The organism is Rhodanobacter sp. IGA1.0 (genome assembly GCF_040208325.1).
GTDB classification, from domain to species: Bacteria; Pseudomonadota; Gammaproteobacteria; order Xanthomonadales; family Rhodanobacteraceae; genus Rhodanobacter; species Rhodanobacter spathiphylli.
On sequence record NZ_CP157948.1, the window covers coordinates 1,268,124 to 1,293,017 of the forward strand.

Here is a 24,894-nt window from a genome sequence, read left to right on the forward strand (position 1 = left end):
AGTCATCTCCCCTCGCTGCGTGGCGGCAAGCCGCCGTGATTTTTTTCGCGGCCGTGCGAATCATGGGATGAACAAGGGGAAGATCAGCATCCATGATGGCCAGACCACACCAGCAACGCTTCGAATCACTGCTGCACGAACATCGCCGGATCGTGTTCAAGGTCGCCGGCCTGTACAGCCGCAGCGCCGCCGACCGCGACGACCTGGTGCAGGAGATCAGCGCCCAGCTGTGGCGCTCGTTCGGCAGCTATGACGAGGCGCGCGCGAAGTTCTCCACCTGGATGTACCGCATCGCGCTGAACGTGGCGATCTCGCAGGCGCGGCGCGAGCGCTGGTCGGAATCCGACCGTTTCGAGCCGCTGGAAACGCATCACCTGGAGACGGTCGGCGGGGGCGAGGGCATCGCCGAACCGGACGAACGGCTGACCGCGCTGTACGCCTTCATCGGCCAGCTCGATCCACTCAATCGCGCGCTGATCCTGCTGTACCTGGAAGACCGCAACTACACCGAGATGGCCGAGATCCTCGGCATCAGCGAAACCAACGTGGCGACCAAGATCAGCCGCATCAAGCAGAAACTGCGCGGCCAGATGACCGCTGCACAAACCACCGGAGCATGACGATGGAACTGGATGAACTGAAGCAGGCGTGGGCACGCATGGAAGTCCGCCAGGAAGGCATGGAGGCCCTGTTGCGCCAGGATTTCCGCGAGCGCCGGATGGAGAAGTCGCGCGCTTCGCTGCGTCGCACGCTGTGCTGGCTGGGGCTGGAAGTGGTCGGCTGGATCGTCTTCGTGGTGTGGGTGGCCTCGTTCTGGGTGGCGCACCGGAACGTGCCGCATTTCCTGGTGATGGGCTTGTTGCTGCACGTGTATGGCGTTGCCGCGATCTGGTCGTGTGCCACGCAACTGTTCCTGCTGGCGCGGATCTACCTGTTCGATGCGCCGGTGCTGGTCTTGCAGCGGTGGCTGGCGCAGCTTCGGCGGTTCCGCGTCTACAGTACGCTGGGACTCGGCCTGCCATGGTGGTGCCTGTGGTTGCTGGTGCCGCTGGTGGCGATCGCGGACTTTGCCGGCGTGGATCTCTACGCGGCGGGCGCGTCCTGGATCTGGGCGAACATGGCTGTGGGACTGCTCGGGATCGCCTTCAGTGTGTGGCTGGCGCGTCGCGTGGCGGGGCGACCGATCCGCTCGCCGTTCCTGCAGCGCATCGTCGATGACATGAGTGGCCGCAACCTGCTCGGTGCGTCGCGCCAGCTGGACGAAATCGCGCGCTTCGAGCAGGCGTGACGGTTCGCACGGTCACCGCGCCTTCGGTTTCAGCCGCACGTAGATCTGCTTGCGCACCACCGCGATGACCTTGCCTGACGCGGTGGTCACCTCGGTCTCGAACCAGCGCAGCACCTTCTCGCCGCCGGCGGCGGCCGCGCGCAGTTCATCTACCACGCCGGGTTCGAGCTTGAAGTGGGCGTAGACGTCTTCGTAGCCCGGCGCCACGAAGTCGATCGTGCCGGCCTTGTCCCACACGTAGTAGTCGCTGCCCAGTTGGTGCATCGCCAGCAGCATCCAGAACGGATCGACCATCGCGAACAGGTTGCCGCCGAACTGGCTCTTCACGTAATTGCGATTCCACGGCCGCAGCCGCAGCACCACCTTCGCCTCGGTGTAGTCGTCGCTGAGCGACTGCAGGTGGATCGCGTTGAACAGGAACGGCGGCCACAGGTTGAGCAGGCGGCGGAAGGTGGAGGCGCGCATGGGGATTCGTCGGATGCCGGGGGAATGACGAATCTTACATGAGCATACGGTGGCGTACGGAATGGCATGCCTTGCCTCGCGCCGCCTTGCGCCTCCCCCTGCTTGCCCGGAGGGCGAGCAGGGGGAGGTCGGGAGGGGGTGCTTCAGTGCTCGGGGATTTGAAAACCAGGAGCGAGAGCGACCCCACCCCAGCCCTCCCCTGCAGGCAGGGGAGGGAGCAGTTGGCCTTGTGGCGGGTGGAATGCTCTGGCGTTCCCCGTTCTCCAACAATCAGAACAACAGCGACGCCATCTTCCGCCGGTAGCGGCTGACCAGCTCGGCGTCGTCGAGGGTGGCGAAGGCCGCCAGCAGGCGCTTCCTGCCCTGGCCGTCGTTCCAGTCGCGCGCCTTCTGCAGGATCAGCAGGAACTGGTCGAGCCCGCCGGCGGCGTCGCCTTCGAGCAGCAGTCGCACGCCGAGTTGATCGTGGGCTTCCCAGTCTTCGGCGTTGGCTTGCAGGCGCTGCAGCAGCGCCGCCCGTTCCGGCGCGTCCTGCAGCGAATGGGCCAGCTCCAGTTCGCTGCGCAGGCGCACGGCGCGTGCGTCGGTGGCGAGGTTGGCAGGCAGGGCGGCGAGTTCGGCTTCGGCCGCGTCGATCAGCCCGTTGCGCATCAGCGCCACGGCCAGGTCCAGTTTCAGTTCGGGCTTGTTCGGCTCGGCGGCGATCGCCTGCTGCAGGCGGTTCACGGCCTGGGCGGGTTCCTCGGCGGTGGCGGCGGCTTCATTGCCCGCCGCTGCTTCCAGCGGCTGAACGTGGCGCAGCAGGAATTCGCGCAACTGGCCTTCGGGCAGGGCGCCGGCGAAACCGTCGAGCACCTGGCCATCCTTCACCAGCATCACGGTGGGGATGCTCTTGATGCCGAACATGCCGGCCAGCTCCTGCTGGGTGTCCACGTCGACCTTGCCCAGCCGGAACGCGCCGTTGAATTCGGCGGCGAGCTTTTCCAGCATCGGGCCCAGCGTCTTGCACGGTTCGCACCAGGTGGCCCAGAAGTCGACCAGGATCGGCGTGCTCAGCGAGGCCTGCAGCACGTCGGCTTCGAAGGTCTGCTGGTCCACGTCGAAGACGTGGGAAACGGTGGCAGCATCGGTCACGGGAAACTCCAGCTTGGTGAATGTCGGTTCAGATCAGGGCTCCCGCGCAGCATATCAAGCAGCGCGTTCACGCCAGATTTGCGAGAATCCACGGACTGTCACGCCGAAGCAAGGCACCGGTTGCATGGGCAAGGCCTTTCCAGAAAAGCTGCTGATCTGCGAGCACTGCGACACGGTCTATCGCCGGCGCGTGCTGGAGCGTGGGGAAGTGGCGCGCTGCGCGCTGTGCGCCGCAGAGCTGGAGCGCTACCACCTGCTGAGCGTGAACGCGATGCTGGCGCTGATCCTGACCGCGGCGATCGTGTTCGTGCAGGCCAACCTGTGGCCGATCGTGACCTTGGGTCTGAGCGGCCAGCACAGCAGCACCACCTTGTGGGGCGTGATCCTGGCGATGTGGCGCGAGCATTCGCAGGTCGTCTCGGTGCTGGTGGCCACCACGCTGTTCTTCTTCCCCTTGCTGAAAATGTCCCTGCTGGGCTGGCTGCTGTGGTTTGCCCGCGGCGGTCGCCGCGCGCCGGGTTTCGTGCCGCTGATGGTGATCCTGCACCGGCTGGGCCCGTGGACGATGAGCGAGGTGTTCGTGCTCGGCGCGCTGGTGGCGATCGTCAAGGCGCACACCTATTTCGACGTCACCGCCGATCCGGGTATCTACGCCTACGCGGCGCTGACCCTGCTGATCACCATCTTCGCGGGCGTGGACCTGCGCCAGTTGTGGGACGAGGACCTGGAGCCGGCCGCATGAGCGCCCTGCCGCGCGCCGCCGAGCTGGGGCTGATCGCCTGCACCGTATGCGGGCTGGTGTGCCGCAACGTGCCGGGCGACGCGCAGCTGGACGGCGACGGCGTGGACGACGCGATGGCCTGCCCGCGCTGCGCCAGCACGCTGCGCCGGCGCAAGCCGGACAGCTTCGCGCGGACCTGGGCGCTGCTGATCGCCGCGTTCCTGATGTACATCCCGGCCAACGTGCTGCCGATCATGCGCACCGCCAGCCTCAACGACATCGACGACAACACCATCATCAGCGGCGTGGTGGAGTTGTGGCGGGCCGGCTCGCCGAACCTGGCGGTGATCGTGTTCACCGCCAGCATCGTGGTGCCGGTGCTGAAGTTCCTTGCCCTCAGCGTGTTGCTGGTGAGCAGCCAGCGGGGCAGCGGCTGGGCCCGGCTGCAGCGTGCGAAGCTGTACCGGCTGGTCGAGCTGATCGGCTACTGGTCGATGCTGGACGTGTTCGTGGTGGCGCTGCTGACGGCGCTGGTGCGCTTCAGCGTGCTGAGCCTGGTGGAACCGCTGCCGGGCGTGATCTTTTTCGGGCTGACCGTGGTGCTGACCATGTTTGCCTCGATGAGTTTTGACCCCCGCCTGATCTGGGACGGCAAGGATTCAGATGACTGACGAAAAACAGAGCGAATCGGCGCAAACCGGTCAGGCGGCGTTGCCACGCCCGGTGGTGAAGCGGCGCCGCTTCAATGCCTCGCTGATCTGGCTGATTCCGGCACTGGCCGCCGTGGTCGGCCTGTCGCTGGTGGTCAGCAACTGGCTGCAGGCCGGCCCGCACGTGGTGATCAGTTTCCAGAGCGCCGAAGGGCTGGAAGCGGGCAAGACCCCGGTGAAGTACAAGAACGTGGTGATCGGCCGGGTCAGCAAGATCCACCTCAGCGGCGACCGCAGCCACGTGCTGGTCAACGTGGCGCTGGAGAAGAGCGCCGAGGGTTTCGCCACCGCCGACACCCGTTTCTGGGTGGTGCGCCCGCGCATCGGGCTGGGCGGGGTGTCCGGCATCGACACCTTGCTGTCCGGCGCGTTCATCGGCGCCGACGTGGGCGACTCGACCGAGTACAAGGACGAATTCAAGGGCCTGGAGATTCCGCCGCCGGTGACCCACGGCGCGCCCGGCCGCAGCTTCGTCCTGCACAGCGACGACCTGGGTTCGCTGGACATCGGTTCACCGATCTATTACCGGCGCATCCAGGTGGGTCGGGTGGTGTCCTACCAGCTGGACAAGGACGGCAAGGGCGTCTCGCTGCAGATCTTCATCGACGGTCCGAACGACCGCTTCGTCACCCGTTCCTCGCGCTTCTGGAATGCCAGCGGCGTGGACGTGTCGCTGGGTGCGAACGGACTGACCCTCAACACCCAGTCGCTGGCCACCGTGCTGGCCGGCGGCGTGGCTTTCCAGGACCCGCCCGGCCCGCACGACGGCACGCCGGCGCCGGAAGACAACGCCTTCAAGCTGTTCGGCGACCAGGCCACCGCGATGGCGCCGCCGGATGGCACACCGCACTATATCCGCATGCGCTTCGAGCAGTCGGTGCGTGGCCTGGCGGTCGATGCGCCGGTGGAGTTCCTCGGCATCAACATCGGCAAGGTGGTGTCGGTGCGGCTGGATTACGACGAGCAGAAGCAGCGCTTCCCGGTGGTGGTGGGTGCGGTGATCTATCCGCAACGACTCGGCGCGGCCTACGACAAGCTGGAGGCGCTGGCCCGGGAGCGCGGGGAGAATCCCGACCTCTCGCAGATGATCGGCCGGCTGGTCGATCACGGCCTGCGCGCCCAGGCGCGCACCGGCAACCTGCTCACCGGGCAGTTGTACGTGGCGCTGGACTTCGTGCCGAAGACGCCGAAGGTGGCGTTCGACCCGAGCGCGAAACCGCTGACCCTGCCGACCGTGCCGGGCAGCTTCGACAAGCTGCAGGAGCAGCTGGCCGAGATCGTCGACAAGCTCGACAAGATCCCGTTCGACAGCATCGGCAAGAACCTGGACCAGACACTGGCCGGGCTCAACACCACGATCGGGAAGGTCAACGGCGAGACCCTGCCGGCGGTGAAGGACACCTTGCACGGCGTGCAGCAGACCATGGGCACGGCCAACGATGCGCTGGCCAGTGATTCGCCGCTGCAGCAGAACCTGGGCGCCACGCTGGAACAGGTGCAGCGCATGGCCCGCTCGCTGCGCGTGCTGACCGATTACCTGGGCGGCCATCCGGAGTCGCTGATCCGCGGCCGCCGTCCGGACCCGGCGCCGTCGACCCCGAAAACCACCGCACCGAAAACCGCCGCGCCGGCGCCGCAGCCGGCCTCAGGGAGCAAGCCATGATCCGTCGCGTCACGCAGGTTTCAGCCACGCTGGCGGCGGCCCTGCTGCTGGCCGCCTGCGCCTCCGCACCGCTGCATTACTACACCCTGGTGGCGCCGGCCGATGCGGGTGTGCCGCCCCCGGCCGCCGGGTCGCTGCCGTTCGAGCTGCTGCCGGTGGGCATCCCCGCCCAGGTCGACCAGCCGCAACTGGTCGTGCGCGAGGGTGCCGAGGGCATGGCCGTGCTTGGCAGCGAACGCTGGATCGCGCCGCTGGGCGACGAAGTGCGCAGTGCGCTGGCCGCTGACCTGGCGCGCGAACTGCACAGCCAGGATGTCAGCGGCATGCCGGCCGGCAGCCAGCCGTTGCTGCGGATCAAGCTGGACCTGCGCCGGTTCGATTCGCAGCCCGGCGGCCAGGCGCTGATCGAAGGCGGGTGGAGCGTGCGCCTGCTGCACGGCGGGCAAGCGGCCACGCTGTCGTGCACCAGCCTGGTCAGCGAGCCGGTGGGGGCGGGCTATCCGGCGCTGGTGCAGGGCCACCAGCGGGCGATCGCCCGCATCGCGGCGCAGATCGCCGCGGCCGGGCGTGCGCTGGGCGCGGGGCAGGTCGCGGCGTGCCCGCAGGAATAGCGTTCCAGCTTGGCGGCCGGCCCGCGCTGGGCTAGTCTGACCAGTTCCCTCGGGCCGGCTTTCGCCGGTCCGCATCAATCGCATATGGCAGCATGATCATGCAGGACACCCAAGCCCCGACCACCCCCGAGCAGGACGAAGCCGGCTACCGCCCGCAGGCCGTGGAGGCCGCTGCCCAGCGCTACTGGACCGCGCAGCGCGCGTACGAAGTGGTCGAGGACGACTCGCGGCCGAAGTTCTACTGCCTGTCGATGCTGCCGTACCCCTCCGGCGCGCTGCACATGGGCCACGTGCGCAACTACACCATCGGCGACGTGATCAGCCGCTACCAGCGCATGCAGGGCAAGAACGTGCTGCAGCCGATGGGCTGGGACGCGTTCGGCCTGCCCGCCGAGAACGCCGCAATCAAGAACAGGACCGCGCCGGCCAAGTGGACCTACGCCAACATCGACCACATGCGCAGCCAGCTTAAGTCGCTGGGCTACGCGATCGACTGGACCCGCGAGTTCGCCACCTGCCGGCCGGACTATTACCGCTGGGAACAGCTGATGTTCACCCGCCTGCTGAAGAAGGGCATGGCGTACCGCAAGAACGCGGTGGTGAACTGGGACCCGATCGACCAGACCGTGCTGGCCAACGAGCAGGTGGTCGACGGCCGCGGCTGGCGCTCGGGCGCGGTGGTGGAGAAGCGCGAGATCCCGCAGTGGTTCCTGAAGATCACCGACTACGCGCCCGAATTGCTGGACGGCCTGGACACGTTGCCGGGCTGGCCCGACGCGGTGAAGACCATGCAGCGCAACTGGCTGGGCCGCAGCGAGGGCCTGGAAATCCGTTTCGACGTCAATGACGACGAGGCGCCGGTCGAGCCGATCACGGTGTTCACCACCCGGCCGGACACGCTGATGGGCGTGACCTTCCTGTCGATCGCGGCCGAGCACCCGCTGGCACAGTACGCGGCGCTGGCGCGTCCGGCGCTGGCCGAGTTCATCGCCGGCCTGCGCCAGGGCGGCGTCTCCGAAGCGGAAATGGAGACCCAGGAAAAGCGCGGCATGGACACCGGCCTGCGTGCCGTCCACCCGATCACCGGCGAGGCGCTGCCGGTGTACGTGGCGAACTTCGTGCTGATGAACTACGGCACCGGCGCGGTGATGGCGGTGCCCGGCCACGACCAGCGCGACTGGGAATTCGCCAAGCGCTACAGCCTGCCGATCAGGATGGTGGTGGTCGACCGCAGCGTGCTCGACGCGGTGCGCGAAATCGGCCACGACCTGTCCCTTGGCGTCGGCGCCGATCCGATGCGCGCGGCGCTCGGTGGCGGCGATACCGATGCCTACGATACGAAGTCCGCGGTGCAGGTCATCGAGGATTTCGAGCAGCGGGTGATGGAGCAGTGCGCCTTCACCGAGCGCGGCATCCTGGTGAATTCCGGCGAGTACGATGGCCTCGACTTCCAGCAGGCGCTGGACGCGCTGGCCAGGCGCTTCGAGGCCGAGGGCCGCGGCCAGCGCCGGGTCAACTTCCGCCTGCGCGACTGGGGCGTCAGCCGCCAGCGCTACTGGGGCTGCCCGATCCCGGTGATCTATTGTCCCAAGTGCGAAGCGGTGCCGGTGCCGGAAGACCAGCTGCCGGTGGTGCTGCCCGAGGACGTGGCGTTCAGCGGGGTGCAGTCGCCGATCAAGGCCGACCCGGAATGGCGCAAGACCACCTGCCCGCAATGCGGCGGCCCGGCCGAACGCGAGACCGACACGTTCGACACCTTCATGGAGTCGAGCTGGTACTACGCGCGCTACACCAGCCCCGGCGCCAATGCCCAGATCGACGAGCGCGCCAACTACTGGCTGCCGGTCGACCAGTACGTCGGCGGCATCGAACACGCGATCATGCATCTGCTTTACTTCCGCTTCTATCACAAGCTGCTGCGCGACGCGGGCATGGTGCATTCGGACGAGCCGGCGCAGAACCTGCTGTGCCAGGGCATGGTGATCGCCGAGACGTTCTACCGCGACAACGCCGATGGCTCGAAGGACTGGATCAATCCGGCCGATGTCGAGATCCAGCGTGACGACAAGGCGCGCGTGATTGGTGCGGTACTCAAGGCCGATGGCGAGCCGGTGAAGATCGGTGGCACCGAGAAGATGTCGAAGTCGAAGAACAACGGCATCGACCCGCAGACCATGGTGGACAAGTACGGCGCCGACACCGTGCGGCTGTTCTCGATGTTCGCCGCGCCGCCGGAACAGTCGCTGGAATGGAGCGAGGCCGGCGTCGAAGGCATGGCGCGCTTCCTCAAGCGGTTGTGGCGTGAAGTGACCACGCATGCCGGGAACCCGGATCATCCCGAAACGAACCCGGCCACGCTGGACGCCGGCCAGAAAGCCCTGCGCCGCCAGCTGCACGAAACCATCCAGAAGGTCAGTGACGATTTCGGTCGCCGCCACGCGTTCAACACCGCGATCGCGGCGCTGATGGAACTGCTCAATGCGCTGGGCAAGTTCGCCGACCAGAGTGACCAGGGCCGCGCCGTGCGCCACGAGGCGCTGGAGGCGATGGTGCTGCTGCTGAACCCGGTGGTGCCGCACGTCAGTCACGCGCTGTGGCAGGTGCTGGGTCATCCCGAAAGCGTGCTGGAGGACCAGCCGTGGCCGCGGGTCGATCCGGCCGCGCTGGTGCGCGACACGCTGACGCTGGCGGTGCAGGTCAACGGCAAATTGCGCGCTACCATCGAGGTCGCCGCCGGCGCCTCGAAGGAAGACGCCGAGGCCATGGCGCTGGCGCAGCCGCAAGTGGCCCATTTCCTGGAAGGCCTGACCGTGCGCAAGGTGATCGTGGTGCCCGGCAAGATCGTCAACATCGTCGCAGGATGAACTTCATGAAAACCGCTCGCCTGTTCCAGCTCGCGTCGCTGCTGGCCACCACGCTGGCGCTGTCCGCCTGCGGCTTCCACCTGCGCGAAAACGCGAACCTGCCCGCGCAGATGCAGCGCATGCACGTCACCGTCAACGGCGGTGGCGAACTCGAGCGCCGGCTGACCCGTGCGCTGGAAACCTCGGACGTCACGATCGAGGATGCCGCCGGCCCGGGCATCGCCGAGCTGCGCGTGCCGACGGCCAGGTTCAGCACCGAGACGCTGAGCGCCGGCGGTTACGTGCGGATCACCGAGTACGCGGTGCGCTATCACGTCGAGTTCGACGTGACCGATGCGGACGGCCATCCGCTGCTGCCGGTCCAGCGCATCGACATGTCGCGCGAGTACAGCTACGACGCCAGCAATACCGTCGGCAACGAATCGCAGGTGCAGGAGTTGCAGCGCAGCCTCAATGACGACATGGTGCAGGCGATCCTGTTCCGCCTGCAGGCGGCCAGCAAGCACCAGCTGGCCGAGCCGGCCAGCGCCGCCAGCACGCACTGATGCCGCTCAACCCCGGTCAGTGGCAGAAGGCGCTGGCGGGCGACAGCCTGCAGCCGGTCTACCTGCTGGCCGGCGAGCAGTTGCTGGTGCTCGAAGCTGCCGACGCCCTGCGCGCGCAGGCGCGCCGGCTCGGCTACGGCGAGCGCGAGGTGCTCGAGGTTGGCCAGCACTTCGACTGGAACGACCTGGCCCGTTCCGGCGCGGCGATGTCGCTGTTCGCCAGTCGGCGGCTGATCGATCTGCGCCTGCCCACCGGCCGCCCCGGCATAGAGGGCGCCAAGGCGATCACCGCGTTCTGCGCCGATCCGCCGCCGGACGTCACCTTGCTGATCACCGCGATGGAGTGGAGCAACAAGCATGACGGCGCCTGGAGCAGGAAGCTCGACGCCAGCGGCACGATGGTGGTGTTCAACGCGCCGCGACCGAACGAATGGGCCAGCTGGCTCACCGCACGGCTGGCTGCGCGCAAGCTGTCCGCCACGCCTGACGCGGTGGCCCTGCTGGCGGAGCGCGTCGAGGGCAATCTGCTGGCCGCCGCGCAGGAAATCGACAAGCTCGCGGTGCTGCACGGCGAAGGCCGCATCGACGCCGCCGAGATGGAGAACCTGGTCGCCGACAGCGCCCGCTACGACGTGTTCAAGCTCACCGATGCGGCCTTCCTGGGTGACGGCGCCCGCGCGCTGCGCATCCTGGCCGGGTTGCGCTCGGAAGGCGACGAGCTGCTGGCGCTGATGGGCTGGCTGGTCAATCAGCTGCAGCTCGCCTTGCGCCTCGCCAACGCATCGGATCTGGCTGCCCAGTTCCGCGCCGAACACCTGTGGCAGGCGCGCGAGAACCTGTTCCGCCAGGCGCTGCGCCGGGCGCCCCGCGAACACTGGCTGCAATGCCTGGCGCGCGCCTCGCGCATCGACCGCATGGTCAAGGGCCGCGAGCAGGGCAATCCGTGGCAGGAGGCCGAACGGCTGATCGCCGCACTGGCGGAGCCGCGGGCTGCCAGGGCGCTGGCGTGACCCTCGCGATCTTCGGCGGCACCTTCGATCCGGTGCACCTGGGTCATCTCAGCGTGGCATGGGAAGCGGCCGAACTGCTCGACGCCGAAGTGCGCCTGATGCCGGCCAGCGTGCCGCCGCATCGCGACGCGCCGATGGCCTCGGCGATGCAGCGGGTGGCGATCCTGCGTGCGGCGCTGCATGGCCAGTCGAGGCTCACCCTGGACACGCGCGAGCTGGATCGCGCCGGCCCTTCGTACACCATCGACACCCTGCACGAGTTGCGTGCGGAGCAGGGCGAGCGGCCGCTGGTGCTGCTGGTCGGTGCCGATGCCTTCGCCAACCTGGCCAGCTGGCATCGCTGGCGCGAACTGTTCGCGGTGGCCCATGTCGGCGTGCTGAGCCGGCCCGGCGTATCGGCCAGCTTGCCGGTTGAACTGGAAGACGAGGTGGCGGGCAGGCGCGTCGTCGACGCCGCGGACTTGCGTCGCGCGTCGGCCGGCAAGGTCATCGAACTGGCGGTGACCCCGCTGGAGATCTCCGCCACCCGCATCCGCGAGTTGCTGGCCGCCGGTCGCGATCCGCGTTACCTGCTGCCGGCCGGGCTGTTCGACGAGCCCGCCTTGCTGGCCCCTTACCGGGCCTGATCCGCCCATACGCTGTTGGCGTCGCCGCTGCGGCTGCGCCGTGACGCCGCACGTGCCAGCGAGGCGAAGCCCGCCGCCAGCGCCAGCGCGCCCAGGTCGATCGCCAGCAACGCGCCGTGACCGGCCGCGGCGCTGCGCCAGAACCACCCGCCGGTGACGAGGCCGTGGGCCAGCGGAACCAGCGCGGTGACGATCGCGGCGAGCCACAACAATTCCCGGGCAGCACGCAGGGGCGCGCGCCGCGCTGCCCAGGCCACGCACAGCGCCCAGCTGCCGAAGCAGATCCAGCGTTCGCCGGCATCGACGCGCCAGCCCAGTGCAGGCAGCAGTTGCGCCGCCACGAACGCCGCGGAGATCGCCACGCAGACGCCGATGCACACGCCGACGGTGGCGCGCGCCATGATGATCGAGGAGCGCCCCTGTTCGGCCTGCCGCCGCTTGCGCCGCGACTCGATCCACAACAGGTTGCCGGAATAGAACAGGAAGGCACCGCCCAGGCCCAGCAGGAAATACAGCCATCGCACCGCGACATTGCCGTAGTCGCCGAAGTGCAGCGCGTAGACCGCCGTGAGCACCGCGTGGTTGGCGTCGCGCGAACCGGGCAGCTGGGTGGCCAGCACCGCGCCGCTGGTGGCATCCAGCGCCACCGCGCCGGCACCGAGTCCGCGCGGCGAAGTGCCGGTGATCTCGACCACGGCATGGGCATCGCCGGCATGGGCGAGCTTCAGATAGCCAGGCACGAAATCGGCGACGCCATGTTCCGCCGCCACCGCGATCGCGCGCGCGTGCCAGCTTGCCAGTGGCGACAGCGGCCGGGAAACATCCGCCTTCTGCACGATCGGCGCGGTGTCCATCGCAGCGGCCGACGCGGCCATCAGCTTGCCGTCGTGGACCAGCGGATTCAGCGCCAGCATCAGCACGACCAGCAGGCACAGCAGCGCGCCGGTGACCGCGAACACGATGTGGAACGGCAGGCTCAGCACGCCGATCACGTTGTGTGCGTCCTGCCAGAAGCGCTTGAGGTTGCGCCCCGGGCGCAGCGCGAACAGATCCTTGAACAGCCGCGGCAGATGGATCACGAAACCCGACACCAGCGCGACGCCGTACAGCAGGCTGACCAGTCCCATCAGCCAGGTGCCGACCAGCGGCAGACCCAGCGTGTAATGCAGTTCGTTGACCAGCTCGGGCAGGCTGGCGCCTGGCGGGGTCGGGCTGCCGGCCAGTTGCTGCGGGGTGGCGAATTGCCAGACGCCTTGCGCGTCCTGCCAGTACGCGGTGGCCTCGGCCAGCTCGTAGCCGGGGAAGGTCATGCCCAGGTGTTCGCGTGCTTCCGGGTGGCGCGCCAGCACCTGGTCGAGCAGTTGTTGCGCATCGTCCAGCGAGGCGGTGGCGGCAAGCTGCGGGCTCGCCCATTGCTGCAGCGAGTGATGGAACACGGTGATCGCGCCGGCGTAGAACGCCACGAACAGCGCGAAGCCCGCCAGCATGCCCACCCACGAATGCAGGGTGGTGAAGGTGCGCAAGGTGGCCGGTTTCAATTTCATCGTGACATGTTCAGCCGACCCAACCCGATGCTTGCAGCAACCGCAGCAGGCTTAAGCCCGCCACGGCCGCGATGCCCAGGCAGAGCCACGCGCGCCGTCCGCTGGAAAACCGCAGCGCGGCGCAGACAATGCCGATCCACAGCGGGAAGAACGCCAGCAGGCCGACCATGATGGTCGATTCCCACCTGCCGGGCAGCAGCCAGCTGACCAGCCCGAGCAGCGCGGCGGCGAGGAAGAAACCCGGCACGATGCCGGCGCTGAGCCGCGCCCACATCAGCACGTTTTCCTGCGGTGGTGGCGGATCATGCCTTGTCGTCCGCCGTGGTGTCGGCATCCGGACTGCCGATGAACAGGGCCAGGTATGGCTGCGCGACCAGCACCAGCATCAGGCTGGCGAGCGTGGCGCCGAGGCCGGCGGCGACGCCGAACAGCTGCGCCCAGGCAAGCAGGGACGCCAGCGCGAGCAGCGTGCCGATCAGCCGTGCGCTGCACGGCCGGCCGCGCAGTACGCGCCACATGCAGTGCGGCGAGCCGGCGTACAACGCGACGGCGGACAGTGCCGCCATCGCGAAGGCCACCACGCCGAGCCAGGCCGTCATGCGCTTACCAGCGGTAACGCGCGCTGGCGGTGACCGTGCGCTCGTAGCCGTAGTAGCACCACGCGGCGCTGTTGCAGGCCGAGACGTAGGTCTTGTCGGTGAGGTTGCTGACGTTCAACTGCAGCCGCCAGCCACCGGTGTCGTAGTGCACGGCCGCGTCGAGCAAGGTGTACGACGGCGTCTTCCAGTCGTTGTAGATGTCGCCGTAGTGCTCGCCCACGTAACGCACGCCGCCGCCGAAACCGAGCCCGGCCAGGGTTCCGCCCACGATGGTGTAGTCGGCGCCCAGCGAGGCCTGCTGTTTCGGCAGCAGGGCGATCTGCCTGCCCAGCGAGGGCAGATCGTTGCTGCGCGTCACTTCCGAATCGCTGTACGTGTAGTCGCCATACACGCTGAGGTTGCGGCCGATGTTCCAGCGGCCTTCCAGCTCCACGCCGCGCAGGCGCGTTTCACCCTGTTGCACCTGGTACAGCGTGTGATTCGGGTCGATCGTCAGCGAGTTCTGCTGGGTGATCTGGTAGACGGATGCGCTGAGCAAGCCATTGCCGCCGGCCGGCTGGTATTTCAGGCCCGCTTCGTACTGGTCGCCGGTGGTCGGGCTGAACGCCTTGCCGGCGAAGTCGGTGCCCACGGTGGGCTGGAACGAATGCGACCAGGACACGTATGGCGCCAGGCCGCTGTCGAACAGGTAGTTGACGCCGACGCGGCCGGAGAATGCGTCGTCGGTCTGGCCTGTGGTGGTGCCGCCGATCAGGTTGTCGGTGTCGGTTTTCACGTGATCCTGGCGACCGCCGAGGGTGATGCCCCAGCGACCCAGCCTGATCTGGTCCTGCAGATAGACGCCCAATTGCGTTTGCGTCTGCAGCGTGTGGCTGGTGTACGCGGGCACCGTCACCGGACTGCCGTAGACCGGGTCGAACACGTCCAGTCCGCCCACGTTGAAGTCGAACGCCGAGGCGTAGTCGTCCTTTGCGCGGCGATAGTCCACGCCGGCCAGCACGATGTGCTGCACGCTGCCCGCGTCGAAGGTGTACTGCAGGTTGTTGTCGACGCCGAAGGTCTTCGTGTGGTTCTCGTTCGGGAACAGATAGCGCAGCAGGGTGCGACCGTCGCCGAGCAGGCCGAACGCGCCCACGTTGCCGCCGTTATTGTCGACGTCGGCCTTGCCGTAGCGCAGGTTCTGGTTGAAGGCCAGGCCGCTGGCGAAGTCGTGGTGGAACTCGTAGCCGATCGAGGCCAGCGTCTTGTCGTAATCGTTCTGACCCGGCTCGCCGGTGAAGCGATGGCGCGGAATCCTGCCGTTGGGGCTGGGCAGCAGGGTGCCTTCGGCGGGCAGGAAGCCACCGCCGGACGCAGTCGCGGATTTCTGGAAATGCGACAGCACGGTCAGCGAAGTGCTGTTGTCGGGCTTCCAGGTCAGCGCCGGCGCCAGGTAATAACGATCGTCCTTGATGTGGTCGACCATGGTGTCGCTGTTGCGGGCCAGGCCCGTGAGCCGATACAGCAGCGTGCCTGAATCATTCAGCGGGCCGCCGAAGTCGAACGTGCCCTGGCGCAGGTCGAAGCTGCCGACTTCCACGCCCACCTCATGCAGCGGCTGTTCGGTCGGTCGCTTGCTGACCATGTTGACCATGCCGCCCGGCGGCATCGCGCCGTAGACCACCGACGAGGGGCCCTTCAGCACTTCCAGCCGCTCCAGCCCGTACGGCTCGATGCGGGTGATGCCGGTGCCCGAGCCTTCGGCCAGCGCCAGCCCATCCATGTAGCGCGCCGGGGTGAAGCCGCGCACCAGCAGCCAGTCGCTGCGCGAGTCGGGGCCGTAGCCGCCGCCCTGGGCGCCGGCGGTGTACCACACCGCTTCCTCGATGCCCTGGATGCCGCGAAGGCTCATCTGCTCGTCGGTGATCACCGAGACCGACTGCGGTATCTCGATGATCGGCGTATCGGTCTTGGTCACCGAATTGCTGTCTTTCGCGATTGGCGCGGTGACCTGTACGCCTTCCAGCGTGGTCGCGGTGTTCTGTTGCGCGTCGCCGCTGGTGCTCGTGGCGGCCGGGATGTCGGCGGCATGGGTGGAGACGCCGAAGCTGACCAGCGTCGCCAGCCATGCCATGCGGATCGCGTGCGGCAGCGCGGAGCGGTGGCGCGGAGCGGCGCTCGCCACGGACGAAGAGGAGATCGATGACATCGGAAGCCTTGTCAGCAGGTTGGCGGGAAGCGGCTGCACGCGTCGAGGCGGACCGGGATGGCGACCCGGCCGCCATCGCGCGATGGCTGTGTTCCTGCACCGGATGGCGACAGGCGCGCGTCGACCGCCACGCCATGCCGGGGAGTCATCAGGTGAGAATGATTCTTATTGTATGAGTGGCCGGCTTGCCCGGCAACCGGTGTCGCGCAGTTGCCCCGCGGCGCAATGCCGCGGGGCAACGTGGCTCGTCAGCCGGACAACTGTGCGCTCACGTCGTTGATCGAATCGCGGATGCGCTTGCTGAAGACCGAGTCGTCGTGGTGGATCAGCAGCAGGTGTTCGGTGGCGCGGGTCATCGCCACGTAGAGCAGGCGGGCTTCGTCGGCTTCGCTCTGGCCTTCCTTGGGCAGGCCGCCGATGCCGGGGATGATCACGAACGGGAACTCCAGGCCCTTGCTGGAGTGCATGGTGACCAGCTTCACGCTGTCCTCGACCACGAACAGGGTCTGCTTGCCGGCGTTGTCGGCGAGCCGGCTGGGAATGTCCAGGCGCTTGAGCACTTCGTGCAATTTCTCGCCTTCCCACTGGTTGCGATAGATCACCGCCATCTCCGAATACGGACGGCCGTGCGCGTGCTCGTCGCGCAGCCGGGCAATCAGCACGTCCATCTGCGCGCGGGCGGTGTCGGTGCGCACCAGCTCGGGCACGGCGCCGCGGCGGCCGGCGCTTTCCGGGGCGATCAGCGGCACGCCGTCGCCGTCGGCATCGTCGAGGCGCGCGGCCAGCAGGTCCTGCGCGAAGGCGCGCGCCACCGAGAGGATTTCCAGCGTGTTGCGGTAGTTGAGCTTGAGGATGGTGGTGCGGCCCTGGGCCTGCACGCCGAGGCTTTTCCAGCTGATCTTGCGCCGGTTCGGGTTGCCGTAGATGTTCTGCGCGTCGTCGTACAGCACCAGCAGCGAATTGGTGGCCGGGTCGATCATCTGCACGATCAGCTTGTACCAGTCCGGCTCGAAGTCGTGGCCTTCGTCGACCAGCACCGCGCCGTACTGGGCGCGCGGAATCTGGCCGCGGTCGACGCCGGCGATCACCGCCGGCGGCAGCGCCTCGATGAAGGCCCTGCCGCTGCCAGCCGGCAGCGGCTCGTTGTATGCCACCAGCATCTTGCGGCACCACTTGTGGAAGTTGTAGACCTGCACCTTCTCGCCCAGGCCGCGCTCGCCGATCAGCTGCTCCAGTCGCGCGGCGAGCGTCTTGTTGTAGCAGAGCACCAGGATCGGCTTGGTCATCTCACGCGCCAGCTGCATGGCGCGGAAGCCCAGGATCATCGTCTTGCCCGAGCCGGCCACGCCGTGGATCACGCGATGCTCGCCGCCCAGCGAACGCGCCAGTTGCTCCTGCTGCCCGTCCATCACCTTGATCAGGTCGGGAATCTCCAGCGGACGCACCGCGGCATCGGTGGGGCCGAACAGGCCGAACTGGCCGCTGCCGGCCTCCACCCGCAGTTCGGGGAACAGGTGCCAGCGCACGCGATCGATCTGGGGCAGGGTCATGGTCACCGGAAACACCTGGGGGAACATCGCCCACAGCCGCTCCTGGAACGCTTCGGCGTCGACCGTCTCGTACAGCTCGTCGCGACAGAGCACCAGATGTTCGGGCAGCACCTCGCCCAGCGCACCTTCGTCGAATTGCTTGCGGGTGATGTTGGCCAGCACCACGCCCCAGCCCCACGGCATGATCAACTTGCCCGCGTAGCGCGAGCCTTCCGGGTAACGCAGCGCCGGATCGCGTTCCAGCACCACGCCGATCTCCAGCGCATACGCGCGCGCCTGCAGCAGCGGGCTGGTTTCCTTGATCAGGCCGCGCTCGGTGACCAGGGTGAACTGGGTGCTGTCGGCATGGCGGATGGTGTCGGCCTTCCAGTCCTTCACCTCCAGCACCAGCAGGCCTCGGCGCGGATGGAAAATCACGAAGTCCGGATGGCGCTGTTTCAGTCCGACCGGTACGTCGTACCACAGCAGGTAGTCGTCCTCGAGTTTCTGCTCGAGCCGCTCGGAGACGCGCTTCTCGCCGCCGGTCATCCGCGGCAGGCAGCTGTTGCGGGTGGGGATGAGTGATGCCACGGGCGCACCTGACTGACGTATCCAGGTGACGTTAGCCGATAGCGTGGAAGTGTCAATCCTGCATCGTCGGCCGGGGCCGCTCGACGTTCGCGCCATCGCCGGGGACGCTTCCCGGTGGTCGTGGCGGAGCTGGCAAGTCAGCGAGCTTGCAATGAGAGGGCGCAGCACGCCCGCCAGCAGGCAGTCGGGGATATCCGGATCATTCCGCGCGTACGGCGGGGTCACGATGTCGCGCGCCGGCAAGCGGCATATCGAGCCATCCACTCATGTCCGGATTCGCCCGCTTCGATCGAGTCCTTGTCCGCCCGTGAATACCTGTCGTGCCTTGGGCATTCCCGTTCGACGGCGAGGCTTGGTCAGCGACGGGCGATGCGTGCGGCAGCGGACATCCCCAGGGCTGCGGTGTTTCGGGCGCTCAATCATGCGAGGGCGACGTCGGCGGTTGCCAGTCGTGCCTCGGCGTCAGACATCGATTGCCAGCAGCGATCGCCGGCATACCGCCAGGCCATCCGGCCCCGCTCATCCAGTGCAAAGAGATGCATCCAGCGGTGCTCAAACAGCGAGCGCAGGTTGCCGTGACGTTCGAGGATGGCGCTGATGGCCTCGCGCGGCGCATCCACCAGTACCGACAGGCGCCGTGGCTGGTGCATCAGCCGTTCGCCGTCGTGCACCGATTGCCACGGTAGTCCCGCACGCAGCAGGCCGCCGTTGCCTTCCACCACGCCGATGCCGCCGGTGACGTTGTGCAGCAGTTTGTTGCCGGCACCGAACAAGGTCGGTGCCACGCTGGAACCGTAGTATTGCAAGCTGATCCAGCTGGCGACGACGACCGGTGCAGTGAGGATCATTTCCAGTACGCCGAAGCCTTCGTCCTGCTGCCATTCGTACTCCTGCAGGAACGCGCGCCCGCCAAGGTCACGCGTGGCTGTGCGCCGGCGCGGAGCGACGATGAAGGACTGGCATCCAGCCAGCGCCCACTCGGGGCGTACCTCGGACCAGTCGCTGGCGCGTCGCAAGACATCTTCGCCGCTGGCGGCACCGGGCAGGCGCAGCATGCGCTCGCTGCGCGCGAACCGGCCTGCGGCGGCCATCCAGCAGTTCGCCTGGGCGAGATCGGCGGCATGCGCACTGGATGGATGATCCGTGTCGTACAGGATCACGGTGTCCGTGGTGCTGACATGCAACGCGCCCACGAACAGCGTATCCGCTGGAATCGCGATGCCGTGCGAGGCCAGCCCCGCACGGACGTCCGGATCGTTGAGCAGGCCGGCCATCAAGCGCGCGTTGACGTCGCCGGCATGGCCGCCGCAGGCGCCACAGTCGAGCCCGCTGCCATGTGGATTGTTGACCACCTCGGCGCCATGCCCGGCGAGCACGACCAGCCGCGCAAAGTTTCGGGTCAGCGACATCGTGCGCAGCGCCGCGGCCGCTGCGGCAACGCGTGCTTCGAGGTCTGGCGCGGACTCGATCCGTGGCATCGGTTCGACAGGTTTCCTGGCATGCCCGAAGCCGAGCCCGTCGCGCAGCAGCTTGCCGATGTAGAGCGGGCCGGTGGCTTCGACGAAGGCAAACGACGAGATCGCCGCCAGCTTGAAACGCCCCCAGGCGCGGGTGGCCCGATGGTCGATGCGTCGATCCCGATCGCGCTGTGCGGTGTGGTCGTCCGCGGCGCCCGCGCAGCTTCTCCATTGAGGGTGCAGCAATGCCGGCAGGCGCGCTTCCGCCACGTCGGAAGCAAACCGCCGGTGGGCTACGCCGATGCCGAAGAAACCTGCCATTCCCAGCGTCTGGATCCGCGGATCGACGCGTTCCAGCGCGCGCCGGAATACCTCGGATCGCACGTCGATGCAGAACGCCATCTGCAGCGGTGCGCGACCTGGCGAGGACACGGCGATGTCGCGCGACAGCTCGACCGCCAACTGGCGTTGTCCCGCGCGCTCGAAGGCTTCCTGCAGGACGGCGTCGATCAGGTCGTCGCGCGTCGGGGCGAGTGGCTCGGCGTACGCCGAGATCGCCGCGTGCCAGTCCGGCTCGATGGCGGCGGCATGTTGTCGCCACAACGCCACTTCCCATGCCAGCCGGATCGCCAGCAGGTCGGTCACGGTACGGTCGCTGCCGCCGGCCAGTTCGGCCTGCCATTGTCGGTAGCGCGCCATCTGCGACCAGCCGCCAAGACTGACCAGCAAGCGGTGGAAATAGCTCTCCAGCGCGGCGTCGCCGAGGCCCAGATCGGCGACGCCCGCGGCGATGGCCTTTTCGGCGGTCTCCGGAAGCCGCGAAACCTGACTGGCGAAACCTTTCAGTCCGGCGATCTCGGGTGTCAGGTCCAGGCTGGCGAAGGCACGCCAGGCTTCATAGGCATTGCGTCCCCGGGGTGCTGACCACAAGGCCTGGCCCTGGTCGAAATAGCCGGCTGCCCAGTGGCTGATGCGTGCGGCGACGATTCCGGGCCAGTCGCTGCCGCTGGCGGCGCTGGCCAAGGCTGCGACCGTGGGATGCGCGCCGAGGATCCGCGAGTCCATCGATGCGCTCGCTTTCAGTTGCGCCAGGGTTTCGATGGCGGGGATTGTCGGAGCCGCTTTCCACGCGGCGGCAAGGTCGGCATCGCTGATCTCGCCGGCGCGCATGCGTTCGGCATACCAGCGACGCGGCATGGTGCTGCGCACGCCGGCCGCGCGCCTGAGGCGCACGGAGGTCATCGCCAGTGTTTCATCGACATGACCCAGATACGGGTTCACCGCGACGCTGGTGGCCAGTGGCCATAACGGTGGAATCAATCGGGCCGCACGTTGCGCCGCGTCGTGAACGGACGCGGCGGCGGTCGACTGATCGGGGCAGACGGACATCAGCATGGCGGAGTTCCTGGCGCCGGGATTCACGGGGCTTTGCGGGTGGACCAGCCGCCAAGCAGCCGCTCGAAGGCTGCATTGACGTAGAGGCCGTTCGACAGGTGCACGCGCAAGCCGCGGGCAGCGGGATGCCCGGCCCACAGCGGCAGCAGGGCCTGTGCCACCGCGACTGCACCGAAACTGAGGATCGCCAGCATCATCAAGGTCCAGGCGAGCCGATCGGGCGCAGGTGTGGCGGGCAGGGTGCCGGCGGCAAGCCAGCCGGCCGTGACTTGCAGGCTGAAGTAGCCGATGGCGGCGGCCGTGGACCAGAGCACGGTCTTGCGGGTGAGCGAGCGGGGCGCGGCGTCGGCCAGGCCCTGGGCCAGCAGGTAGGCCACCCCGAAGATCAGGATCGCGCCCAGTGCCAGCGCCTGTGGCGACTCGTGCTGCATGCCGAACAGCCGTCCAGACGCCGTGCCGATCAGCGCGTAGATGGTGATGGCCAGCACGAAGGCGCGACCCACGGCAGCACCATCGGGTACAGCGACCGGCCCGGGTCGGCGGGTGGCGGCGACCTGCTCGACGGCGCCGCCGGAGGAGAGGAACGAGTGTGCCTTGTACAGCGAATGCGCGACTATGTGCAGCAAGGCCAGCGGGAACAGCGCCAGCCCGCATTGCAGCGTCATGAAGCCCATTTGCGCCACCGTCGACCAGGCCAGCGAAGTCTTCACCGCCGGCTGGGTCAGCATCACCAGTGCGCCGAAGATCGCGGTGAAGCCGCCGACCATGGCCAGCACGGCCAGCACGCCCGGGGCCAGCAACATCACGTCGGCGAAACGGATCAGCAGAAAGCCGCCGGCATTGATGACGCCTGCGTGCAGCAAGGCGGAGACCGGCGTGGGCGCCTCCATCACCTCGGTCAGCCATCCATGGGTGGGAAATTGTGCCGATTTGAGCAGGGCGGCCACGGCCAGCGCCGCCGCGGCCAGCGTCACGAGTACGGGCCTGTCGCCGGTGCGGGCCGCGGCGTTGATGACGGCGATGTCGGTGCTGCCATAGCCATGGGCAAGCAGGCCGGCGGCGAGCAGCAGCGCCCCCGCGCCGATGCTGGAAAACAGCAGCTTCTTCCGCGCGGCGCGCCGGGCGGCATCACGCTCGGCGTAGAACAGCAGCAGTTGGCGCAGCGCGACACTGACGGCGATCCAGGCGAGCACCAGCTGGATCAGGTTGCCGGCGCCGACCAGCAGCAGGACCGCCGCCAACGCCGCGCATAGCCAGCCGGTGAAGGCACCCTGGCGCGCTTCGCCATCGAGGTAGTTGCGGGTGTAGCGCGCCACGATCCAGCCGACGAAGCCGACCAGCAGCAGCATGCTGGCGCTCACCACGTCGAGGCGTGCCGACAGGCCGATGCCGTGGCTGCCGATGAGCATGCTGTCGCCCGGCCCCTTCATGACCAGCAGCACCACTGAGGCCAGTGCGATCAGCAGTGCCAGCAGGGCGCCAAGCTCGGCGACTCGCGGCACGAGAAGCGGACGTCGTCCCGGTCGCACGGCCGAGAAAACCGCGGCAAGCAACAACGGCAGCGGTGCAGCCAGCGGGAGCAGATAGAGCGACAAGGCAGATCTCCGGTCAGGGTTTCGCTGGCGACACGGTAACGGTCGAATCGGCAGGATGAAAATTCATTGTTTGACGGATTTGATTCGATATAAACGAACGATGATGCAGCGTCGAGGCAGGCCGATGCAGCCCGGGTTGCTCAGTGCCATCCGGGAGGGCGAACGTCAGGACGCCAGCACTAGTCCGTGCCACCCTCGAATACGCGGCCGTCGCCGAGGCCTGCCGCGCGCAGCAGACGATCGCGCAACGCAATGCCGAGCCCTTCGTCCGGCGGCGTCACCACCACCAGCACGTCCAGCGCCAGCGCATCGGCCTCGCGCAGCCGTGCGTAAAGTCGCCGGGCCTGTTCCTCACTTGCCGATCCCAGCGACAGCCAGGTGACGTCGGCAGGCAGGCGGGTTGGCGGTTGTGCCGAGAGCACGCCCGCACGGGCGCCGCGCCGGCGCCATGCTTCCACCACACCGGCGAGCTCCGTCGGCGTGGTCAGCACCACTTTGGCGCGGGGTGCGTAGTGCGAGGTCATCGCGCCGGGACGTCGAACCTCGGGCGCCAGCCTGGCTACGGGCGCCAGGCCTGTGGCCCGCTGCAAATCATCGGCGGTAATCCGACCGGGTCGCAGGATGCGCGGGCCTGCCTCCGGGAAGTCGACGATGGTCGACTCGATGCCAACCTGGCATGGACCGCCGTCGAGCACGACATCGACCGCGTCGCCCAGTTCCGCCAGGACGTGCTGCGCCGTGGTGGGGCTGACTCGCCCGTGGCGATTGGCCGAAGGTGCGGCGACACCATCGCCGAACTTTTCGAGGACGGCGAGCGCCAGCGGGTGGGCCGGAACGCGCAGCGCCACCGTATCCAGTCCGCCGGTGACCTGGTCAGGCACGCCGGGCAGGCGTGGCAGCACCAGGGTCAATGGTCCGGGCCAGAACGCTTCGGCGAGGCGCCATGCTGCTGACGGCACCTCGCGCGACCATTGCGCAATCTGGTCGCGGTGACGGATATGCACGATCAGCGGATGATCGACGGGGCGGCGCTTGGCCGAAAAGATTTCCGCCAGCGCGTCGGCATTGCGTGCGTCGGCGCCCAGGCCATAGACGGTTTCCGTGGGCAGGCCGATCAGGCCGCCCGCGCGTAGAACGCGGGCGGCGCGTTCGACGTCGGTAGTCAGCCGGGCCTCGTGCCGGTTCAAGAACGTGCAACCGGCAGGTGGCCGGTCCATCGGGCGGCCGCGCGGGAAGCACGCTTTCCCATGGCAGCGGATGAGGAGCGGTTGGGCGAGGGGCTCGGTGGCAAGGCGGTTCTCCGGGACGCGGCGTTGCTGGCAGCAGCTTAGCCACTTCCAGGTCCTGAAAAAAATTCATTGTCTGCTTGATCATGTTCGCTAAAATCGAACGTCATGAGTGCACTGAACTACAGCCATCTGCGCTACTTCTGGGCGGTCGCCCACGACGGCAATCTGACCCGTACGGCGGCGCGCCTCAACGTGACGCAGTCGGTGCTGTCCGTGCAGATCCGCAAGCTGGAAGAGCGGCTGGGGCATGCGCTGTTCGAGCGGCGGGGTCGGCAACTGCATCTCACTGAGGTGGGCCGCATCACGCTCGATCATGCCGATGCCATCTTCGCCACCGGCGAGGAACTGCTGGGCACCTTGCGCGATGCCGGTGCCAGTCGGCGCGCGCTGCGTGTAGGCGCCCAGGCCACGTTGTCGCGCAACTTCCAGATGGAGTTCCTGCAGCCCGTGCTGGGCCGGCCGGACATCGAGCTGATCGTCCGCTCGGGGCAGCCGGGCGAACTGCTCGCCTCATTGCAGTCGTTGAGTCTGGACATCGTGCTGATCAACCAGCCGCCGGCGCGCGATGCGCTCACGCCGTTTGTCTCCCATCGGCTGGCCGAACGGGCGGTCAGCCTGATCGGCACGCCCAAACGATTCCGCAAGCCATGCAGTCTGGCCGAGCGCTTGCAAAAGCATCCGGTGATTTTGCCGACCCGCGAGACCAGCATACGAACCGGCTTCGATGCGCTGGTGGATCGCCTCGGCGTGCGGCCCCACATTGTTGCCGAGGTGGACGACATGGCGATGATGCGCCTGCTGGCGCGCGAGGACATCGGTCTTGCCGTGTTGCCGGCGATCGTGGTGAAAGACGAAATCGGCGCCGGCACGCTGGTGGAGGGCGATCCGCTCAAGGGCATCACGGAAGCCTTCTATGCGGTGACCATGGACCGGCGATACCCCAATCCGCTGTTGCGCGAGTTGATCCAGCACGAGCGGACGCTGTCCCGGCAGAACGAGCGGGCTCCGCAGGGCGCCGGCCAGGAGCGTGGGCGCTAGAAACCGAGCGAGCGAGGCAAAACCACGCAGCC

At 67.8% G+C, this 24,894-nt stretch carries 21 protein-coding genes; 11 read left to right on the top strand and 10 right to left on the bottom strand.

Annotated features, from left to right (window positions below):
* Window positions 1-92 precede the first annotated feature (92 nt).
* Together ABNK63_RS05615 and ABNK63_RS05620 are read left to right on the top strand one after the other, a co-directional pair.
* Entirely contained in the window at window positions 93-620 is a 528-nt protein-coding gene (locus tag ABNK63_RS05615; protein WP_350016914.1) for a sigma-70 family RNA polymerase sigma factor, read from the top strand.
* A 2-nt stretch (window positions 621-622) separates the two neighbouring features.
* Window positions 623-1,288, top strand: coding sequence for a hypothetical protein (locus ABNK63_RS05620; RefSeq protein ID WP_350016915.1), 666 nt, complete (start codon window positions 623-625; stop codon window positions 1,286-1,288).
* A gap of 12 nt (window positions 1,289-1,300) precedes the next feature.
* Here the strand turns inward: ABNK63_RS05620 and ABNK63_RS05625 are convergent, their stop codons facing one another.
* Together ABNK63_RS05625 and trxA are read right to left on the bottom strand one after the other, a co-directional pair.
* Window positions 1,301-1,753, bottom strand: coding sequence for a DUF4442 domain-containing protein (locus tag ABNK63_RS05625; protein WP_350016916.1), 453 nt, complete (start codon window positions 1,751-1,753; stop codon window positions 1,301-1,303).
* A gap of 270 nt (window positions 1,754-2,023) precedes the next feature.
* Window positions 2,024-2,887 (bottom strand): thioredoxin, encoded by an 864-nt coding sequence (gene trxA / locus ABNK63_RS05630; protein WP_350016917.1) that lies wholly within the window; start codon window positions 2,885-2,887, stop codon window positions 2,024-2,026.
* A gap of 124 nt (window positions 2,888-3,011) precedes the next feature.
* Here trxA and ABNK63_RS05635 point away from each other — a divergent pair, with 124 nt between their 5' ends.
* The 8 genes from ABNK63_RS05635 (at window position 3,012) to nadD (ending at window position 11,637) form a co-directional block, all read left to right on the top strand.
* Window positions 3,012-3,629, top strand: a complete 618-nt coding sequence (locus ABNK63_RS05635) for a paraquat-inducible protein A (protein WP_007804636.1) — start codon at window positions 3,012-3,014, stop codon at window positions 3,627-3,629.
* Window positions 3,626-4,279, top strand: coding sequence for a paraquat-inducible protein A (locus tag ABNK63_RS05640; RefSeq protein ID WP_007804638.1), 654 nt, complete (start codon window positions 3,626-3,628; stop codon window positions 4,277-4,279). The genes ABNK63_RS05635 and ABNK63_RS05640 overlap by 4 nt, the downstream gene beginning before the upstream one ends.
* Window positions 4,272-5,981 (top strand): MlaD family protein, encoded by a 1,710-nt coding sequence (locus tag ABNK63_RS05645; protein WP_350016918.1) that lies wholly within the window; start codon window positions 4,272-4,274, stop codon window positions 5,979-5,981. Before ABNK63_RS05640 ends, ABNK63_RS05645 begins: the two co-directional genes overlap by 8 nt.
* Window positions 5,978-6,592, top strand: coding sequence for a PqiC family protein (locus ABNK63_RS05650; RefSeq protein ID WP_350016919.1), 615 nt, complete (start codon window positions 5,978-5,980; stop codon window positions 6,590-6,592). Before ABNK63_RS05645 ends, ABNK63_RS05650 begins: the two co-directional genes overlap by 4 nt.
* Before the next feature lie 98 nt (window positions 6,593-6,690).
* A complete protein-coding gene (gene leuS / locus ABNK63_RS05655) occupies window positions 6,691-9,456 on the top strand; it encodes a leucine--tRNA ligase (protein ID WP_083845919.1) in 2,766 nt (921 codons plus the stop codon).
* Window positions 9,457-9,461: 5 nt separating this feature from the next.
* Entirely contained in the window at window positions 9,462-10,001 is a 540-nt protein-coding gene (lptE, locus tag ABNK63_RS05660) for an LPS assembly lipoprotein LptE (protein ID WP_007804646.1), read from the top strand.
* Window positions 10,001-11,011, top strand: a complete 1,011-nt coding sequence (holA, locus tag ABNK63_RS05665) for a DNA polymerase III subunit delta (protein ID WP_350016920.1) — start codon at window positions 10,001-10,003, stop codon at window positions 11,009-11,011. Before lptE ends, holA begins: the two co-directional genes overlap by 1 nt.
* Window positions 11,008-11,637, top strand: coding sequence for a nicotinate-nucleotide adenylyltransferase (nadD, locus tag ABNK63_RS05670; RefSeq protein WP_007804649.1), 630 nt, complete (start codon window positions 11,008-11,010; stop codon window positions 11,635-11,637). Before holA ends, nadD begins: the two co-directional genes overlap by 4 nt.
* Here nadD and ABNK63_RS05675 read toward each other — a convergent pair.
* The 8 genes from ABNK63_RS05675 to ABNK63_RS05710 form a co-directional block, all read right to left on the bottom strand.
* Window positions 11,625-13,181 (bottom strand): PepSY-associated TM helix domain-containing protein, encoded by a 1,557-nt coding sequence (locus ABNK63_RS05675; RefSeq protein ID WP_350016921.1) that lies wholly within the window; start codon window positions 13,179-13,181, stop codon window positions 11,625-11,627. The two genes, nadD and ABNK63_RS05675, sit on opposite strands and share 13 nt — an antisense overlap.
* Window positions 13,182-13,191: 10 nt before the next feature.
* Complete coding sequence (locus tag ABNK63_RS05680; protein ID WP_350016922.1) at window positions 13,192-13,455, bottom strand: hypothetical protein; 264 nt, start codon at window positions 13,453-13,455, stop codon at window positions 13,192-13,194.
* 28 nt (window positions 13,456-13,483) lie between these two features.
* A complete protein-coding gene (locus ABNK63_RS05685) occupies window positions 13,484-13,780 on the bottom strand; it encodes a hypothetical protein (RefSeq protein WP_350016923.1) in 297 nt (98 codons plus the stop codon).
* A 4-nt stretch (window positions 13,781-13,784) separates the two neighbouring features.
* Complete coding sequence (locus ABNK63_RS05690; RefSeq protein WP_350016924.1) at window positions 13,785-15,968, bottom strand: TonB-dependent siderophore receptor; 2,184 nt, start codon at window positions 15,966-15,968, stop codon at window positions 13,785-13,787.
* 248 nt (window positions 15,969-16,216) lie between these two features.
* Window positions 16,217-18,088, bottom strand: a complete 1,872-nt coding sequence (locus tag ABNK63_RS05695) for a 3'-5' exonuclease (RefSeq protein ID WP_040672657.1) — start codon at window positions 18,086-18,088, stop codon at window positions 16,217-16,219.
* Between the two features lie 419 nt (window positions 18,089-18,507).
* A complete protein-coding gene (locus ABNK63_RS05700) occupies window positions 18,508-20,940 on the bottom strand; it encodes a DUF2309 domain-containing protein (protein ID WP_350016925.1) in 2,433 nt (810 codons plus the stop codon).
* A gap of 23 nt (window positions 20,941-20,963) precedes the next feature.
* Complete coding sequence (locus tag ABNK63_RS05705) at window positions 20,964-22,535, bottom strand: proton-conducting transporter membrane subunit (protein ID WP_007804663.1); 1,572 nt, start codon at window positions 22,533-22,535, stop codon at window positions 20,964-20,966.
* A 179-nt stretch (window positions 22,536-22,714) separates the two neighbouring features.
* Window positions 22,715-23,722, bottom strand: a complete 1,008-nt coding sequence (locus ABNK63_RS05710; RefSeq protein WP_007804665.1) for an L-threonylcarbamoyladenylate synthase — start codon at window positions 23,720-23,722, stop codon at window positions 22,715-22,717.
* Window positions 23,723-23,929: 207 nt separating this feature from the next.
* Between ABNK63_RS05710 and ABNK63_RS05715 the strand changes: the two genes are divergently transcribed.
* Complete coding sequence (locus ABNK63_RS05715) at window positions 23,930-24,862, top strand: LysR family transcriptional regulator (protein WP_007804666.1); 933 nt, start codon at window positions 23,930-23,932, stop codon at window positions 24,860-24,862.
* The last annotated feature ends 32 nt before the right edge of the window (window positions 24,863-24,894 follow it).

Excerpts from the sequence above, each read along its gene's own strand:
- ABNK63_RS05690 (WP_350016924.1), bottom strand. The coding sequence starts at position 15,968 with ATGTCATCGATCTCCTCTTCGTCCGTGGCGAGCGCCGCTCCGCGCCAC.
- ABNK63_RS05685 (WP_350016923.1), bottom strand. The coding sequence starts at position 13,780 with ATGACGGCCTGGCTCGGCGTGGTGGCCTTCGCGATGGCGGCACTGTCC.
- lptE (WP_007804646.1), top strand. The coding sequence starts at position 9,462 with ATGAAAACCGCTCGCCTGTTCCAGCTCGCGTCGCTGCTGGCCACCACG.
- ABNK63_RS05615 (WP_350016914.1), top strand. The coding sequence starts at position 93 with ATGATGGCCAGACCACACCAGCAACGCTTCGAATCACTGCTGCACGAA.
- holA (WP_350016920.1), top strand. The coding sequence starts at position 10,001 with ATGCCGCTCAACCCCGGTCAGTGGCAGAAGGCGCTGGCGGGCGACAGC.
- ABNK63_RS05640 (WP_007804638.1), top strand. The coding sequence starts at position 3,626 with ATGAGCGCCCTGCCGCGCGCCGCCGAGCTGGGGCTGATCGCCTGCACC.
- ABNK63_RS05635 (WP_007804636.1), top strand. The coding sequence starts at position 3,012 with ATGGGCAAGGCCTTTCCAGAAAAGCTGCTGATCTGCGAGCACTGCGAC.
- leuS (WP_083845919.1), top strand. The coding sequence starts at position 6,691 with ATGCAGGACACCCAAGCCCCGACCACCCCCGAGCAGGACGAAGCCGGC.
- ABNK63_RS05715 (WP_007804666.1), top strand. The coding sequence starts at position 23,930 with ATGAGTGCACTGAACTACAGCCATCTGCGCTACTTCTGGGCGGTCGCC.
- ABNK63_RS05680 (WP_350016922.1), bottom strand. The coding sequence starts at position 13,455 with ATGTGGGCGCGGCTCAGCGCCGGCATCGTGCCGGGTTTCTTCCTCGCC.
- ABNK63_RS05620 (WP_350016915.1), top strand. The coding sequence starts at position 623 with ATGGAACTGGATGAACTGAAGCAGGCGTGGGCACGCATGGAAGTCCGC.
- ABNK63_RS05700 (WP_350016925.1), bottom strand. The coding sequence starts at position 20,940 with ATGCTGATGTCCGTCTGCCCCGATCAGTCGACCGCCGCCGCGTCCGTT.
- ABNK63_RS05645 (WP_350016918.1), top strand. The coding sequence starts at position 4,272 with ATGACTGACGAAAAACAGAGCGAATCGGCGCAAACCGGTCAGGCGGCG.
- ABNK63_RS05625 (WP_350016916.1), bottom strand. The coding sequence starts at position 1,753 with ATGCGCGCCTCCACCTTCCGCCGCCTGCTCAACCTGTGGCCGCCGTTC.
- ABNK63_RS05650 (WP_350016919.1), top strand. The coding sequence starts at position 5,978 with ATGATCCGTCGCGTCACGCAGGTTTCAGCCACGCTGGCGGCGGCCCTG.
- ABNK63_RS05675 (WP_350016921.1), bottom strand. The coding sequence starts at position 13,181 with ATGAAATTGAAACCGGCCACCTTGCGCACCTTCACCACCCTGCATTCG.